The organism is Candidatus Woesearchaeota archaeon (assembly GCA_030651135.1).
Taxonomy (GTDB): Archaea; Nanobdellota; Nanobdellia; order Woesearchaeales; family JACPBO01; genus JACPBO01.
In genome coordinates, this window is the sequence record JAUSCS010000006.1 from 687,404 (window position 1) to 703,230 (window position 15,827).

Consider the following 15,827-nt stretch of genomic DNA (forward strand, 5'->3'; position numbering starts at 1 on the left):
AAAAGGATGCTGCTAGCAAGTTAGTTAAGCAATACGAAGGCAAGAATGGAAAAAAATGGGTGGGACAGAATATATAAAGAAAACAGCCTGAAAAAAATTCCCTGGCATACTGAACAGCCTGAAAAAAATCTTGTGAAGCTTGTTGAGCAGGGGAAAATCAAGCCAGGAGAAGTTCTTGACATGTGCTCGGGAGCAGGGACAAACTCTATTTATCTGGCTTCAAAGGGGTTTAAGGTTACAGGAGTTGACGTATCCCCTACAGCAGTAAAGATAGCAAAAGAAAGGTGCCTGAGAAAAGGCGTGGCTTGCAATTATCTTATGGGCAAGGTATTGAAATTCAAGACAAACAAAAAATTTGACTTTATTTTTGACAGAGGATGCTTTCACCATATTCCGGATAAAGACAAGCCAAAATATGTTAAAAGGCTTATTAATGTATTGAAGGGCAATGGCAGGGTTTACATCCAGTGCTTCAGCGATAAAAATCATTTTGACAAAAGCATTTCAAAGGAGGACATTTTAAGGTATTTTTCAGGCCCTTTTAAAATAGCCCATATTAAAGAATCCATTCACACAGAGCCCGGCGGGGGAAAAATATACATGCACAATGTTTTTATGAAGAAAAAGAAAAACTTGGATTTTAATCGATCTCAAAAATAATACAACTAAAATAAACAAAGATGAAAGAAACTTTAAAAAATCTGAATAATGCATCAAAAAGTGTATTGATTGTTTTAGTCATTATTGCTGTATATTTTTTATTGTTCCCGTTTATAGGCTCGTTTTTTATACGAGAACAAACTCCTATGATGCAAGGAATGAGCGAGATGATGGGAGCTAATATAATGAGTTCTTCTTCAATAAGCTCAATTACAATAAACCTTATTTCACTCATTTTTGCTTTAGGTTTAGGATTTCTTGCCTCGTTGTACTTATTTAAGATGAAGATAGAAGATAAAGAATATAAAATTTTAAGAAAAGCATTGTCAGACGATAAAAAGAAGATTTTTGATGAGATTAAAAAGGCGGGTGAAATAACACAAGATTCACTAAGATTTAGGCTAAACTGGAGTAAATCTAAAGTTTCAACTATTTTAACAGATCTTGACAAGATGAATTTAATTCAAAGAGAGAGGGTTGGAAAGACATATAAAGTGTATTTACAAAAATGATGGTTTAAAACGGTTTAAATGGCAGGATAGTTATACTTGTTTTAATGTTTCAATGTATAAAATGAAAAGAAAAATAGCAAATAAAACAAAAAACAAAGAGGATTATTTATTATACGGGCTTTTAGTTATAGCCTCTATTGTTTTGATCTTCAGCATAGTGTCTTTTTTAAATTTTCAAAGCGATAATTCCAACCAACAATCAACTGAAATGCATTCTGCAAGTCAAATGTCATTAACAGCTTTCGATAAGCAATTGGCCAGAAATTTAATGGATAAAAATAATGATGGGCTTTGCGATGCCTGCGGCATGGATGTAAGCGCATGCATAGATAGTGGCCAGCTGCAGTGCAACATGGATCCTAAATCAACGATTGGGGTGCTTGGCTCAGGGCACATTCACGCAGATTTTAAGGTTTTTATAAATGGAAATTCAATTAACTTCGCAAATGAAAAATATCATATGAAGAGCAGTTTTATTCATGTGGATGATAACCTAAATAAAGAAGATGCTTCAAGTGTCTTGCATATGCATGCAACAGGCGTGCCTTTATGGATATTTTTCAAAAGCGTTGGAATGGACTTCAACAAAGAAAGCCTGACTTTACCTGATGGACGGAAATTTTCAAACGGCAGTAAGAATACACTAAAGTTCTACGTAAATGGCAGACCTAATAGTGAGTGGGAAAATTATGTATTCAGCGATCTGGACAAGATTTTGATTTCGTACGGAGATGAGACAGACATGAGCCAGCAATTAAATTTGATAACCGATTTTGCAAATGATCATGGAAAGCAAGGTGAATAAAAATGGATATTAAGTATAAAGCAACAAGAAACGGCATTATAGGAATTTTGTTGATTGTGGTATTGAACATCATAATACTTTGGAGCCTTGGATTCCCAGCAATGGCTGTTGCGCAGATCAAGAAATACTCTCCTTTGCTTGTCTTGCTGATTGGCGGATTTGGTTTCCAGATAAGTCTTTTCACTTATCTGAGGCACAAGAGCGCAATTGGCTGCACAACAACAGTTGCATCAGGCGGATTATCCACAACAAGCATGATACTGTGCTGCAGCCATTATCTTGTGAATATACTGCCTTTCATAGGAGTATCAGCGCTGGCTTCCCTTTCAGGCTATACGGTTTGGTTTATTTTAATAGGAATACTCTCTAATGCCGCAGGCATTGCAATAATGCTTTACAAAAGCAAAGGCGAAAAAAACAAAATTAGATTAAAAAAGAGAAAGAAATAAAAAGAAGACGGCTTTAATGCTAGTCGGAGGAGTAAATGAAAAAAATATTGTTGGCAGTATTTTTGGTCTTATTGTTGAACCTGAGTTTAGTTTATGCAGTTACACAACAAGAACTAAGCGAAGCTAAAAATCTGATTGATGCAAAAACTGACTGCAAAAATTTATCAGATTCCCAGCTGGAAATAATTGGAGAATATTATATGGAACAAATGCATCCTGGCGAGGCCCATAAACTTATGCACAAAATGATGGGGCTGGAAGAGGGCTCTGAAGATGAAGAGCAGTTTCATATTAGCATGGCGAAAAGTATTTATTGCGGTGAGAATACAGCGGGAATGATGGGAGGAGGAATGATGAACGTGATGGGTGGAAATATGATGGGCGGTAATATTGGAGGCAACATGATGGGATATGGAATGATGAACAGCGGCTATATTTGGTATTGGAATTTCTTGAATGTGCTTTATGCGATATTGTTAATCGGCTCGATTATTTTAGTTTATTTATGGATTATGAAATTGTGGAAGAATAATGCAAAACACAAAGGCGGTAAAAGGTGAAAGACATAATCTTAAAACCGATTGGCATTGTAAAGAACAACATCAAGGAACTGAGATTTGGGAATTTTGCAGACGAAGTTTCAGAAATAGCAATAGACAAGAAATTCACGGGCGCGCTAAAGGGCGTAGAAGAATACTCCCATATTATTGTTGTTTATTGGATGGACAAGGTTAAAAGCCATGTTATCGAGCATCAGCCGCAGGGCAACCCGAATGTGCCGATTGTCGGGATTTTTGCATGCAGATGCCCTGCAAGGCCGAATCCGATTGCAATTACAACAGTTAAGCTAGTGGAAGTTGATCATAAGAATAACAAAATTAAAGTAAAGGGTCTTGATATTCTAGACGGAACGCCTGTAATTGATATAAAGCCCTACTGGCCCCAGTATGATGAAGTTAAAGGCGCAAAAATTCCGCCATGGGTTTATAAGCTTAAATTTTAATCAAATATGGGGGTGGATAAAATGAAAAGAATGTATTTTGTTTTGTTTTTGGCCGCATTGGTTTTAATAGCAGGATGCACGCAGACTATCGGCAATGGGACGCAAGGAAATCAGCAAACATCAGGCGGAGCATCTGCAGCAGGACAAGGCACTCAAACTACATCATCAGGCGGGCAAGAGCAGCAAACCAGTGCAGCTACAAATATCAATATTGAAATTAAGAACTTTGCATTCAGCCCGCAGGCTATAACAATAAAAAAAGGCTCAACAGTAACTTGGGAACAGATGGATTCAGCACCGCACACAGCAACATCAACAAGCTCGCCATCAGGAGCAGCATTCGATTCAGGAACTCTGAACAAAGGAGCTTCGTGGAGCCATACATTTAATACAGCAGGAACTTATGAATATTATTGCGCGATACACCCGAACATGAAAGGAAAGATAATTGTGGAGTAAAATGGCAATAGACCCTTCGCTCGGAATAAAAATTGTATATGTGCTGGGTTGGACAAACATTCTCAGCCTAGTTTTAATTCTTTTATCATGCAGATGCATCTTGGGCTTAAAGCCATCTTCATTTAGCAGCTCTAAATTGTATATGAGATTTTATAAATATCACTGCTATTACTGGTGGCTTTTAATAGCATCTGTGCTGCTTCACGCTATAATGGCATTCATTATATTCGGCAATCCTTTTGTGAGGTGACAAATGGCAGACAAGCAATTTTTCAGATGCACTGTGTGCAACGACATACATTATGGAATGGCTGGCCCCGAGTTATGCCCGACATGCAAGCAGGTCAATGTGTATGTAAAAATCGACATAAGTGAAGCAAGAAAGATTATGAAACTTTAGGGAAATAATGAACAAAGAAGAAGTAATAAAAGTCTGGGGTGAATTCTGTAAAAGCAACGGAACATTTGAGCTAAACCCAGACAAAAAGCATGTTGAAATTGTTGCTGACGGCATATTATCTAATGAAAAGAAGCATGGATTGAAGTTCTGCCCATGCAGATTGAGAGATGGGACATTTGAGAAGGACCTTGAGCTTATATGCCCCTGTAACTTTTTTATTCATGAAACATGGCTGAGGCCTAATCCGGGAATGCAGCCAATGTGCTGGTGCGGGCTGTTCGTAAAGGCATAAAAACAGAAACATTTATAAATAACATATGCTTATCTTAACATATGATTAAAAAAGCATATAAAACATTCTTCGGGACGCTGGACAATGAAAGAAGGCTGGAAATAATAAACATATTGAGAAAAGCGCCTAAATGCGTTTCCGAGATATGCAAGATGCTTGATTCCAATCAAACCACTGTATCGCACAATCTTAAAAGGCTTGAGAGGTGCGGCTTTGTTTTTGTAGAGAGGAAAGGGAAGCACAGGTATTATTCGCTGAATAAAAAAACAATAAAGCCCCTGATGGATCTTATAGACAAGCACATGCACGAATTTTGCGAGAAAATAGTGGCGGGTGAAAGATAATGGTGGTGGAAGAGGCAAAGGCCGGCAAACCATATTATGTTTGTGAAGAATGCAGTTTCGCTTACGAAGGCAAGAAATGGGCTGAAAAATGCCAGAAGTGGTGCAAAGAGCATCACAGCTGCAATACAGGGATCGCAAAGCACGCTGTAATGAAATCGTAAAACTATTTAAGGAGGTGAAAAAGATGGGGAAAGGAAAGAAGGGGTGCTGCTAAATGAAGAAAATCTCCAGCAAAAAAAGAACAGCTGAAGAAGGCTGCAAAAGCGTAAAGCACGCAAAGGGCATAACGATGCTGGTGTGTTGCTTGATAGTTATGGTTTTATTAATTGCAGCTGTATATTTTTTTGGGATTGGCAGGAATTACTCATATTGGCTTATTTTGTTGTTGTGCCCTCTGATGCATTTCTTCATGATGAGAGATATGCATAATAAACCTCCCAAAAAGGGAAATGGAGATAAATGTCATTAAGTGCTAAACATGGAAAAGAAAAAACCATTAATAATTGAAAATCCAAAAGAAAGAGGTGTGAAAAATGGGTTGGTTTGATAAATATTGCGAGAAATGCGGAATGAAAGTGGATAAGAAGACAGCGCCCCAGCGTTTTGGCAAATATTTTTGCTCAGATGAGCATGCAGAAACATATGCAAAAGAGGTAGAAGAAATGAGAAAGAAAATGCCAAAACAGCAAAGCAGTGGCGGTTGTTGCTAGAATGAGACTAAAAGGAAAAACAATGGTGTTGGGTGTGTGTGGTGGAATTGCGGCATATTGGGCTGCAGAGATTATTGGCGTGCTTAAGAATGAAGAGGCAGATGTTTATGTTGTAATGACCGAGAACGCTGCCAAGTTCATAGCGCCTTTGACACTGCAAACGCTTTCAAAGAATAAAGTAGTTATAGACATGTTTGAGCTTCCTGTAGAATTAGATATCAGCCATATCACATATGCGAAAAAAGCAGACTTAATGCTGGTTGCTCCAGCAACTGCTAATTTTATCGGAAAAGTTGCGAACGGCATAGCTGATGATATGCTGACAGCAACCATAATGGCAACAAAAGCTCCAGTGATCATAGCCCCGGCTATGAATGAAAATATGTGGAATAATAAAATTCTGCAAAAAAATATTGGGATATTAAAGCAGGCTGATTTCAAGATCATTAATCCTGAATATGGCAAAATGGCTTGCGGCGGGGAAGGGAAAGGCACTCTTGCCAGCATTGAGAAAATAATGAAAGAAATTGGAAGATTAAAAGAGGAGAATTGAGGAATAGGAGAAAATGAGAAAACTGTTACTGAAAAAAGAAAATTTTTATTTTATAACTGTCTTGATAATTGTGGCTGTACTGGGCCTTGCTTTTGGGTCATTCTACAAATTGCATGACAAATTCTGGAGCCATTCTATCTTAACAATGCTTGTTTTTGTCTTCGCGATTTCGCATGGGATAATAAACAAGGGTACAAAAAATACCTTGACTTTTCTTGCCTTGTCTTTTGCGATAAGTTTCGCTGCAGAATTTATTGGAGTCAATTTTGGCTATTTTTTCGGGGGCGGATATAGCTATTCAGATTTGCTTGGCCCAAAAATTCTTGGAGTGCCCTTTCTTGTTATTTTGATGTGGGCAGCTTTGATTTACGTTGCATACGCATTAAGTGAGCATATTCTTGATTTTAGGATAACCAAGAATATTTCAAAAAAAGATAAATTTTATCTTGCATTTTTCAGTTCGATTGTAGCGGCATTGGCTGCTGTGGCATGGGATTTTGTTCTTGATCCGCTCGCTGTAACAATGAAATGGTGGACTTGGCAGACCGCAGGAGTTTATTTCGGCATTCCGGCAAGCAATTTTATCGGATGGCTTATTGTTGTGTTCTTGGCAGTGTTCTTATTTAAGATGCTTTTCGAAAAAGAACACGAAGAAACAGAAACAAGGTATGATTATGCTCCGGCCCTGTGCTACTTCTTACTTTATCTTTCCATAATCGGGCTTGCGCTAGAAACAAGGCAGCCAATATTTATTCTAATAGGCTTTATTACAATGTTCCCCTTTATCAGCATAATCTTGGTGAGATATTTTACTATGAAAACAAAAGCGCCTCATTTATTCAAGCATAAACATGGGAAAGTGAAAGGAAGTGAAGATGGCTGAGAAAAAGAAAAGGAGGCCGTCATTGAAATGGAGGTTAAAAAATGTTTGAAAAATTAAAAAAAGCTACTCCACTTGAACTGCAGATATGGGTTTGGAGCGCATTTATTTTTGGCATTGGTTTGGGAGCTCTTGCAACTTTTCTTAAACCATATGCAGTATGGATAACAATAATAAGTTTGATTGTGCATCTTTTTATGATGTATAAAATTTATTTGCAAAAGAAATAAAATGTCGGAATTTTCCACCAGTCTGGTGGTTTAAAGCAAATGTGCTTCAACATTGAGAAAATGATAAGGAGGTGAAAAAATGGAAAAACTAAATGTAAAAACAACTGCATTGACATTGGCCATTGTAGGCGGAGTACTTTCTCTGGCCTGCGCTGCGATTATTGCAATATGGCCTGGTTCATTGAAATACCTCGGCGCAATATTCCACGGCATTGATTTGACAGCAATAGCAAAAACAAGCGTATCTATCGGAAGCGTCATACTTGGCCTTATCGAAGTTGTGGTAATCGGCGCAATAGTAGGGGCATTGTTTGCCTGGTTGTATAATTATTTCAATGAAAAAATCAAATAAAAGGATTTTTAAAGAACATAGAGGTGAGAAAATGAGTAGAAAAGTAATAAAGGTGGCGAATGTGCCGCTTGAAATCAAACCGCAGAAGGAATCTGCATGGATCTGCATGTGTGGCTTGTCAAAAAACCAGCCTTTCTGCGATGGTTTGCATAAATTATGCAACGGTGAAGAAGAAGGCAAGCTTTACGAATATGATGATGCCGGTCATCGTAAGGAAATAAAAAAAGAAGGGTAAAAATCATAATCCTCAATGAATAGAATAAAACAAAGCCTGAATGGAATAAACTGCGTATTAGGCAATTGGGTCTATTTGATGATTTTTATAGTTTTTACCATGGTCTTTTTATCAATCTACATTTTTGCATGGAACTTTATTTTGCTGTCAAACTTTTATGTAAGAATAGATCTATGGACGCCATTGAATTTGTTGTTTTTAATAACTATTTCAATTTTATCGGGTATGATTTTGGCATTAAATATTTATGTTCTTAAATCAAACTGGTCTTTACATAAAAAAGCCCATGGTTATTTTGCGCTAATACCTGCTTTGTTCACATCAGTCTGCCCAACATGCGCCCCTCTGCTTTTGTCTTTTTCAAGCACGACAATCGGCATTGGCATGCTGATATCCGGCTTTAATATTTTTGTTAATGCATTTATTGTTCTGTTACTTGGTTTGATCTTGATAAACATATCATCAAATTTAAACAGTTGCAAAATAAAGGCTAAAAAATGAAAACAACAATCAAGATAACAGGAATGCACTGCGCAAGCTGCGCAAATACAATAGAGAAAGCCTTAAAGAGAGCAAAAGGCGTGATCAATACAAATGTGAATTTTGCAACAGAAAAAGCAACTGTTGAATTCGATGAAAATAAAACAAATCAGGAAGGCGTTGAAAAAACAATAGAAAAAACAGGCTATAAAATAATAAAGGAAGAAAAAGAAAGCAAAACAGGTGAAAAAGGTATTTCCGAGATAAAATTAAAAATCATCGGCATGGACAATCCGCATTGTGTAGCCACAGTAAGCGGCGCATTAAGCGCAATAAAAGGCATTGTCTCAAAAGAGCTTTTAGTTAACCAGAAAGCGGCAATAAAGTATGATCCCGTTCTGACAAGCATCAATGAAATCAAGAAAGCAATAAAAAATTCAGGCTACGAGCCAATTGAAGAAACTGCATCAGTTGACAAGGAGAAGGAAGCAAGGCAGAAAGAGATCAGAAGGCTGCAAATAGAGGTTTTTCTCGGGTTTTTATTGAGCATCCCTATTTTCATACTTTCTTTTCCTGAATGGTTCAAGATAATTGTGCCTTATGCAAATTACGTTTTGTTTATATTGACAACTCCTGTACAGCTGGCAATCGGAAGAAGATTCTATGCCGGAATGTGGATCGCTTTAAAAAACAAAAGCGCAAACATGGACACTTTGATTGCAGTAGGCACAAGCGCAGCCTATATTTACAGCGCTCTTGTGACTTTTATTCCAAATACCTTCAAAGGAGCTGTTTATTATGACACAGCAGCCATTATTATAACTTTCATTCTTTTAGGCAAACTGCTGGAAGCAGTGATGAAAGGCAAAACATCAGAAGCAATAAAAAAGCTGATGGGCCTGCAGGCTAAGACAGCAATGGTCGTAAGGAACGGCAAAGAAATTGGGATCAACATTGATGATGTTGCTGTCGGCGATATTGTTGTTATCAGGCCAGGTGAAAAAATCCCGGTTGACGGCGTTGTAATTGAAGGCCATTCAGCAGTTGACGAATCAATGATCTCCGGGGAAAGCATTCCTGTTGAAAAGAAAATCGGCGACAATGTGATTGGAGCAACAATAAACAAGAACGGAGCTTTGAAGTTCAAGGCAACTAAAGTTGGAAAAGATACTGTTTTAGCTCAGATCATAAAATTAGTTGAGGAAGCCCAAGGCAGCAAAGCTCCAATACAAAGAGTGGCTGACAAAGTAAGCAGCTATTTTGTTCCTGCTGTAATAATAATTGCAGTTGCAGCTTTCATTATTTGGCTATTAGCTGGCCAGAGTTTTGTATTTTCATTGAGCATATTCATTGCAGTTTTGATTATTGCATGCCCATGCGCACTTGGCCTGGCAACTCCGACTGCAATAATGGTTGGATCTGGAAAAGGAGCTGAAAACGGCATCTTAATAAAATCAGGCGAAGCACTTGAAACAGCCCATAAACTGACAACAATTGTCTTTGACAAGACAGGAACATTGACAAAAGGAAAGCCCGAAGTTACGAAGATCGTTTCTGTTTCGAATTTATCTGAGAGGGAAATCATAAGATTCGCAGGCATTGCAGAGAAAAATTCAGAGCATCCTCTTGCAGAAGCAATTGTGAAGAAATGCGACGAACTGAAAATAAAGCTTACCGGCGCCTCATCTTTTATTGCAGTTCCTGGAAAAGGCGTTAAAGCAAAGTACAAAGATGAAGAAATCATAATAGGCAACAGAAAAATGATGGAAAATTTTCCGTTAAAGCTTATAGATCCGAAAATCGTTGAGCTTGAGAATTTGGGCAATACTGTTATGCTCATTGCGCTAAGGAACAGGGTTATTGGCATGGTTGCAGTTGCAGATACATTGAAAGAATATTCCAAAGAAGCAGTTGAGCAGCTTCATAAGATGAAAAAGGAAGTCATCATGATAACTGGCGACAACAAAAGAACGGCAGAAGCAATTGCAAAGCAGATCGGCATTGGCAAAGTTTTAGCAGAAGTGCTGCCTGAAGACAAGGAAAAAGAAGTAAAGAAGCTGCAGCATGCTGGAGAAGTTGTTGCATTTGTCGGAGATGGCATAAATGATGCGCCTGCTCTTGCGCAGGCAGATATAGGCATAGCAATTGGCGCAGGAACAGATGTTGCTTTGGAAACAGGGAATATTGTTTTGATCAAAAACGATTTAAGAGATGTTGTTACTGCCATTGACCTAAGCGCTTATACAATAAGGAAGATAAGGCAGAATCTGTTTTGGGCATTTTTTTATAATACTGCCGGCATTCCGATTGCAGCAGGAATTTTATATCCTTTCACGGGATTTTTGCTGAATCCGATAATAGCTGCTGCGGCAATGGCATTCAGCAGCGTGAGTGTTGTCGGGAATTCATTGTTTATGAGATTGTATAAGGCAAAGATAAAATGAAGCTAAAGAAAAAATATTTGAACTATGGCTTTTTTGTTTTTATCATTCTGGTAGTTTTGTTTTTTTATTTAAAAAATGTTAATAAGCCTTATTACCCTGATATTTACACGCCAAGGCCTGTTTTGGGCAATGAAAGCGCCAGGATAACAATAACAGAGTTTTCTGATCTTCAATGCCCTGCATGCAAGGCAGCACATCCGACTGTCAACAGGATAATGGAAGAATTCAAAAATGATGTAAAGCTGGAATACATGCATTTTCCGCTGCCAATGCACCAGTATGCGTTTAAAGCAGCAGAAGCAGCAGAATGCGCGAATGATCAGGGCAAATTCTGGGAATTTGTTGACAAAGTGCACGCAAGCTCTGATGATCCGACGCCAAGAAAATTGAAAAACTATGCAAAAGAATTAAGCTTAGACATGAAAAACTTCAGCAACTGCCTTGATTCATCAGCAAAAGCATCTTATGTTGCAAGAGATGTAAGGGAAGCCAAGAATATGGGTGTTGATGCAACTCCGACATTTTTCATTAACGGAGAAAAGCTGAGCAATTGGAGATATGACATTTTTAAGCAGAAGATAATGGAAGAAATAGCTAAAAAATAGAACTATATCGTATGCGCTGTTATACATACCGAGCCATAGTGAAAATGTAATGTGGTTAGAACGAAGTAAGAAAGTCAGATTTTATTTTCAAAATTTGTGCGACAGCACAGAATATTATTGTAAAGTCGGGGGCACCTACAATTTAAGTAGTAACTTATTAGGGGTAATAATCAAAAGATTTATAAAGTCTAGGCCATAAAGACCAAATATCTAAAGATTTACAATAAAATGGAACTAGAAGGAAGAATCGCACTTAAAAGACCTCTTAAAAAAGGAATTGAAAAAATAGAACTAGGAATTAATCATTTTCATAATGGCGCCATTATAGTTAATTGTGCAGGAAGTCTTGAAGATCTTAATGGTCATAATGGCAGATATAGGCAAATGGCAGAATTTATGCAAAAAAAAGAGCTCGGTACTATTGTGAGAGTTGGAAATAAATTTTCAGGAGATTTTTCGTGGCCAAAAAATTCAATGGATAATCTTAGATTTGTTATAGATTACTGCCTAAAGAAGGGAGAACTACTGAGTGGAAATGTAGATCCAACATTATACCTTATGGGTTATTCGGCAGGTGCAGGTATTGTTGCAACAGTTGCTTCAGAATTTTCTGCTGTTGAAAAGATCCTCTTAATAGCTCCGGGAATTGATTGCGGTCCTAAAAAAACTCGAGAAGGATTAGAAAAATACGCAGGAGAAGTTTATATTGTCATTGGAAAAAATGATTATACTGTTGGATTAAATGCAGGAGCCACTTTCTATAGATGGGCATCTCAATCAAGAAAAAAAGAATTAGTAAAAATTCCACAATGTACACATGATTTTGAAGGTGAAAAAAACAGTAGAATTCTCAGCAAGGCACCCATATGGGCTTTCGCAGGAGATGAGACCTTTCCATCGCCAGAAGGTGGAATAATAATGTATGATAAAGGTAAGGGTCCATTCAAAATAAGGTTCTATAGTTCACTTGATTCTGGGCTTGTAGATGTCCCACCAACCGAAGCCCAGAAACGTGAATATCATCTTTATGACTTAGGCGTAACAAGAATTAGTTATGGCAGAGCTCAAAGAGACTTATAAAATGTTAGTCTAAGACTTATAACCTGAACTGAATTAAGTAAACTGGTTCTGTTTTCATTTAGCTACTACATGACTTTCACCAAGAAGGCGAAGTGGTGCTCCTGACTTTTGTTCCTAAAACAAGAAAATCGGATTTCGTATAACTTGGATTTCAGTAATATTTAAAAAGTACAACACCTTACATCTAATTGGCCTATATTATTTTGGGGTAAGAAGGCAATAAAATGACTGACTTCGACAAATTAGCATCACTTGAAACAATCAATGAAACGATCAAAGCCTTAAAAGCCAGAGGCATAACTGCTGAGCTTGTTGAAACAAAAGAAAATGCATTGGAAAAATTAAGAGAGCTGATCCCTGAAAAATCAGAGATCATGACAGGCGGCTCTACAACATTGGAGCAGGTAGGGTTTGTTGATTTGCTTAAATCCAAAAAGCATCCATGGAAAAATTTAAAAGACGAAATCCTGGCTGAAAAAAATGAGGCAAAACAAACAGAGCTTAGAAAAAGGAGCATAAGCTCTCAGTTCTTTATAGGAAGCATTCAGGCAGTTGTTGAAACAGGCGAAGTGCTGATTGCAAGCGCCTCCGGAAGCCAGATTCCGGCATATGCATTTTCATCTGATAATGCCATATGGGTTGTCGGGGCGCAGAAGATCGTTTCAAGCTTAGAAGAAGGGTTCAAGCGAATCAGAGAGCATTGTTTTCCTCTGGAAGACAAGAGGATGAAAAGCATTGGCTATGGAGGCAGCACAATTGGAAAGATTTTGCTGTTTGAAAGGGAGATAATGCCGAATCGCAGGATAACTTTGATCTTTGTGAATGAAAAGCTTGGGTTTTAAGATGGCAAAAATAACAATCATCGGAGCAGGAAATGTCGGTGCAACAGCAGCGCATCTGCTGGCTTTGAAGAATTTGGCAGATATTGTGTTAGTTGATATTGTTGAAGGTGTGCCTCAGGGAAAATCCCTTGACATATTGGAATCCGGTCCTATCGAAGGGTTCAATCATAAAATTATCGGAACAAACAATTATGAGGATACAAAGGACTCTGACATTATAGTTATAACAGCAGGCATTGCGAGAAAGCCTGGAATGACAAGGGAGGATTTGCTTAAGATAAATGCGTCCATTGTAAAAGGCGTTGTAGAGAGCGCGGTTAAATATTCGCAGAATGCCATATTGATCGTTGTAACAAATCCTTTAGATGCAATGGTTTATCTGGCTGCAAAAATAAGCAATTTTTCAAAAAACAAAGTGATTGGTATGGCAGGTGTTCTTGACACAGCAAGATTTAAAACATTTATTGCTGAAGAACTGAATATTGATGCAAAAAAGATTGAAGCGATTGTTCTCGGCAGCCATGGCGATGACATGGTGCCATTGATAAGCAAAACAACAATAGATGGGGAGCCGATTACAGAGTTATTGCCTGCTGAGAAAATAAATGAGCTGGTTGAAAGGACAAGGAAGGGTGGAATTGAGATTGTTAATCTGCTGAAGACAGGCTCTGCGTATTATGCTCCTGCTTCTTCAATTGTTGAAATGATTGATGCCATATTGAATGACAGGAAAAAGCTGCTGCCCTGTGCTGCCTATTGCGACAAAGAATATGGCATTGGAGGCTATTTCATAGGAGTTCCTGCAATATTGGGCAATAACGGAGTTGAGAAAGTGGTTGAATTAGATCTTAATGACGAGGAAAAGATGCAGTTTGAAAGGACTGTGGAGCATGTGAAAGAATTGTGCGGTGAAGTGGATAAACTGCTGACGAAATGAAATAGTTACAACAGCCCTTCCATAATATCTTTAACTAATCTTATTTCATTAGTTTTGCCATAGCCTTCGACTTTAACAATGCCTTTCTCAGCTAATTTTTTAATTGTCCTGTGTGATCTGAGCTTGTTCATCCCTTCCAGCCTCGTGATATCAGCTTGCAGCATTCTTCCTTTATTTTCAAGCAGTTTCTCCACAACCTTTCTTTCTTCTCTTGCCAAAAACTTGAATATTATATCGATGTTCCTTTTCAAAGATTTTTCCTTTGCTTCAACCTTGAATGACATTGTATAGTAAGTAGCAGCCCCGACAACAACACCCAGGCTCACTAAAATAGGTATGAGGTCAAAAATGGAAATGTTCCATCCGAATACAGGGCATGTAAGGGAATTTCTTTCTTTGTAGTATGAGCTTATTGAGAATACAATAAACAGAAACACAGCGATCATCCCTATTCCGAGCACGATCTTCTTATTCTGGATCATGGAAACAACTAATCCGAGCTTATTTTTAAGCTTTTCCATGGTTTCATCAAGTAATATATATGGTTTCAGCTTATTGATACTGTGTTTTATACAGGCTGGTGAATGATATGAAAGTAAAAATGAAGAAATTATACATATGGCAGGCCATATCGGCTGTATTGCTGATATCCTTGATAGCATCTTTAATGCCGGACAAGGCATCTGGCCCATCAAAAGAGCAAGCAGCAAAGAAGGCAATTGATTTCATAAACGCGAATATGCTGCAGGGGCAGGCAGCAGCTGTATTGAAAAGTGTTGGAGAGAAAAACGGCCTTTACACCGTGAGTTTCAGCATTGGCAATCAGCAGTATGATTCCTATGTGACAAAAGACGGCAGCTTGCTGTTCCCATCTGCAATACCTTTAGAAGCAGCTGATCAGCAGCAGGCCAGCTCACAAACTAGTTCGCAGTCTTATCCAAAAACAGACAAGCCGAAAGTTGAATTGTTTGTGATGAGCCACTGCCCATATGGCGTCAAAGCGCAGGAAATACTTGTGCCTGTACTGAGATTATTAGGAGAATCTGCAGAAATAAAAACAAGATTTGTATCTTATGCAATGCACGGCAAAATAGAGATTGATGATAACAGCATAGAATACTGCATACAAAAAGAGCAGGAGAGCAAATATGCAGATTATTTAGCCTGCTTTGTAAAATCGCAAAAATCTGATGAATGCATCAAGTCTGTTGGGATTGATGCCAATAATTTAAACTCATGCATCAATTTAATAGATAAGCAATATAGTATTACAGCGCTATACAACGATCAATCAACCTGGCTTAGCGGCCGCTATCCGCAATATCCTGTTGACAAGGAGCTAAATCAGCAGTATGATGTGCAGGGCTCTGAAACACTTATTGTCAATGGCGTGCATGTATCCGCTGCAGAATACAGATGGGATTCTGACAAACTGAAGGCGATTATATGTTCTGCATTTAATACAGCACCGGCAGAATGCTCACAGAATCTAGGTTCTTCGGCTAGCCCTTCCAGCCCTTCTGCAGGAAGCTGCAGCTGAGCAAACAGTAAACTA

General features: G+C 38.1%; 26 protein-coding genes. 24 read left to right on the forward strand and 2 right to left on the reverse strand.

What is annotated here, in order from left to right; translation table 11 throughout:
* The first annotated feature begins 45 nt into the window (after positions 1-45).
* The 18 genes from Q7J54_04205 (at position 46) to Q7J54_04290 (ending at position 7,884) form a co-directional block, all read left to right on the forward strand.
* Positions 46-660: a class I SAM-dependent methyltransferase gene (locus Q7J54_04205; GenBank protein MDO8740742.1), complete on the forward strand. Its 615-nt coding sequence runs from the start codon at positions 46-48 to the stop codon at positions 658-660.
* A 20-nt stretch (positions 661-680) separates the two neighbouring features.
* The gene (locus tag Q7J54_04210; GenBank protein MDO8740743.1) at positions 681-1,172 is read left to right on the forward strand and encodes a hypothetical protein; all 492 of its coding nucleotides are present in this window, start codon (positions 681-683) and stop codon (positions 1,170-1,172) included.
* A 61-nt stretch (positions 1,173-1,233) separates the two neighbouring features.
* A complete protein-coding gene (locus Q7J54_04215) occupies positions 1,234-1,977 on the forward strand; it encodes a hypothetical protein (GenBank protein MDO8740744.1) in 744 nt (247 codons plus the stop codon).
* A 2-nt stretch (positions 1,978-1,979) separates the two neighbouring features.
* Entirely contained in the window at positions 1,980-2,426 is a 447-nt protein-coding gene (locus Q7J54_04220; protein ID MDO8740745.1) for a hypothetical protein, read from the forward strand.
* A gap of 35 nt (positions 2,427-2,461) precedes the next feature.
* A complete protein-coding gene (locus tag Q7J54_04225; protein MDO8740746.1) occupies positions 2,462-2,986 on the forward strand; it encodes a hypothetical protein in 525 nt (174 codons plus the stop codon).
* Positions 2,983-3,429, forward strand: coding sequence for a tRNA (N6-threonylcarbamoyladenosine(37)-N6)-methyltransferase TrmO (tsaA, locus tag Q7J54_04230; protein MDO8740747.1), 447 nt, complete (start codon positions 2,983-2,985; stop codon positions 3,427-3,429). Before Q7J54_04225 ends, tsaA begins: the two co-directional genes overlap by 4 nt.
* Before the next feature lie 21 nt (positions 3,430-3,450).
* Positions 3,451-3,888: a cupredoxin family copper-binding protein gene (locus Q7J54_04235; GenBank protein MDO8740748.1), complete on the forward strand. Its 438-nt coding sequence runs from the start codon at positions 3,451-3,453 to the stop codon at positions 3,886-3,888.
* Position 3,889: 1 nt separating this feature from the next.
* On the forward strand, positions 3,890-4,138 hold the full coding sequence (locus tag Q7J54_04240) for a hypothetical protein (GenBank protein ID MDO8740749.1): 249 nt from the start codon (positions 3,890-3,892) through the stop codon (positions 4,136-4,138).
* Positions 4,139-4,141: 3 nt separating this feature from the next.
* The gene (locus tag Q7J54_04245) at positions 4,142-4,288 is read left to right on the forward strand and encodes a hypothetical protein (protein ID MDO8740750.1); all 147 of its coding nucleotides are present in this window, start codon (positions 4,142-4,144) and stop codon (positions 4,286-4,288) included.
* Positions 4,289-4,295: 7 nt separating this feature from the next.
* Positions 4,296-4,580, forward strand: a complete 285-nt coding sequence (locus Q7J54_04250; GenBank protein MDO8740751.1) for a ferredoxin-thioredoxin reductase catalytic domain-containing protein — start codon at positions 4,296-4,298, stop codon at positions 4,578-4,580.
* 41 nt (positions 4,581-4,621) lie between these two features.
* Positions 4,622-4,924: a metalloregulator ArsR/SmtB family transcription factor gene (locus Q7J54_04255; GenBank protein ID MDO8740752.1), complete on the forward strand. Its 303-nt coding sequence runs from the start codon at positions 4,622-4,624 to the stop codon at positions 4,922-4,924.
* A complete protein-coding gene (locus Q7J54_04260; GenBank protein ID MDO8740753.1) occupies positions 4,924-5,085 on the forward strand; it encodes a hypothetical protein in 162 nt (53 codons plus the stop codon). The genes Q7J54_04255 and Q7J54_04260 overlap by 1 nt, the downstream gene beginning before the upstream one ends.
* Before the next feature lie 372 nt (positions 5,086-5,457).
* Positions 5,458-5,634: a hypothetical protein gene (locus Q7J54_04265; GenBank protein ID MDO8740754.1), complete on the forward strand. Its 177-nt coding sequence runs from the start codon at positions 5,458-5,460 to the stop codon at positions 5,632-5,634.
* A gap of 1 nt (position 5,635) precedes the next feature.
* Entirely contained in the window at positions 5,636-6,187 is a 552-nt protein-coding gene (locus Q7J54_04270) for a flavoprotein (protein ID MDO8740755.1), read from the forward strand.
* A 13-nt stretch (positions 6,188-6,200) separates the two neighbouring features.
* Positions 6,201-7,070 carry a carotenoid biosynthesis protein gene (locus Q7J54_04275; protein MDO8740756.1) on the forward strand — a complete coding sequence of 290 codons (870 nt, stop codon included), beginning with the start codon at positions 6,201-6,203 and terminating at the stop codon, positions 7,068-7,070.
* Positions 7,071-7,111: 41 nt separating this feature from the next.
* The gene (locus Q7J54_04280) at positions 7,112-7,297 is read left to right on the forward strand and encodes a hypothetical protein (protein MDO8740757.1); all 186 of its coding nucleotides are present in this window, start codon (positions 7,112-7,114) and stop codon (positions 7,295-7,297) included.
* Positions 7,298-7,376: 79 nt separating this feature from the next.
* Positions 7,377-7,649, forward strand: a complete 273-nt coding sequence (locus Q7J54_04285) for a DUF5676 family membrane protein (GenBank protein ID MDO8740758.1) — start codon at positions 7,377-7,379, stop codon at positions 7,647-7,649.
* A gap of 31 nt (positions 7,650-7,680) precedes the next feature.
* On the forward strand, positions 7,681-7,884 hold the full coding sequence (locus Q7J54_04290) for a CDGSH iron-sulfur domain-containing protein (GenBank protein MDO8740759.1): 204 nt from the start codon (positions 7,681-7,683) through the stop codon (positions 7,882-7,884).
* Positions 7,885-8,174: 290 nt separating this feature from the next.
* Here the strand turns inward: Q7J54_04290 and Q7J54_04295 are convergent, their stop codons facing one another.
* On the reverse strand, positions 8,175-8,342 hold the full coding sequence (locus Q7J54_04295) for a hypothetical protein (protein MDO8740760.1): 168 nt from the start codon (positions 8,340-8,342) through the stop codon (positions 8,175-8,177).
* A 39-nt stretch (positions 8,343-8,381) separates the two neighbouring features.
* On the opposite strand from Q7J54_04295, the gene Q7J54_04300 reads away from it, so the two are divergent.
* The 5 genes from Q7J54_04300 (at position 8,382) to mdh (ending at position 14,272) form a co-directional block, all read left to right on the forward strand.
* Positions 8,382-10,808, forward strand: coding sequence for a heavy metal translocating P-type ATPase (locus Q7J54_04300; protein MDO8740761.1), 2,427 nt, complete (start codon positions 8,382-8,384; stop codon positions 10,806-10,808).
* A complete protein-coding gene (locus tag Q7J54_04305) occupies positions 10,805-11,413 on the forward strand; it encodes a thioredoxin domain-containing protein (protein MDO8740762.1) in 609 nt (202 codons plus the stop codon). The genes Q7J54_04300 and Q7J54_04305 overlap by 4 nt, the downstream gene beginning before the upstream one ends.
* 228 nt (positions 11,414-11,641) lie before the next feature.
* Complete coding sequence (locus Q7J54_04310) at positions 11,642-12,493, forward strand: hypothetical protein (GenBank protein MDO8740763.1); 852 nt, start codon at positions 11,642-11,644, stop codon at positions 12,491-12,493.
* Positions 12,494-12,717: 224 nt separating this feature from the next.
* Positions 12,718-13,335 (forward strand): lactate utilization protein, encoded by a 618-nt coding sequence (locus tag Q7J54_04315; GenBank protein MDO8740764.1) that lies wholly within the window; start codon positions 12,718-12,720, stop codon positions 13,333-13,335.
* A 1-nt stretch (position 13,336) separates the two neighbouring features.
* The gene (gene mdh / locus Q7J54_04320; GenBank protein MDO8740765.1) at positions 13,337-14,272 is read left to right on the forward strand and encodes a malate dehydrogenase; all 936 of its coding nucleotides are present in this window, start codon (positions 13,337-13,339) and stop codon (positions 14,270-14,272) included.
* A gap of 5 nt (positions 14,273-14,277) precedes the next feature.
* Here the strand turns inward: mdh and Q7J54_04325 are convergent, their stop codons facing one another.
* Positions 14,278-14,793 (reverse strand): hypothetical protein, encoded by a 516-nt coding sequence (locus tag Q7J54_04325; protein ID MDO8740766.1) that lies wholly within the window; start codon positions 14,791-14,793, stop codon positions 14,278-14,280.
* 68 nt (positions 14,794-14,861) lie between these two features.
* On the opposite strand from Q7J54_04325, the gene Q7J54_04330 reads away from it, so the two are divergent.
* Entirely contained in the window at positions 14,862-15,812 is a 951-nt protein-coding gene (locus tag Q7J54_04330; GenBank protein ID MDO8740767.1) for a hypothetical protein, read from the forward strand.
* Positions 15,813-15,827 lie beyond the last annotated feature (15 nt).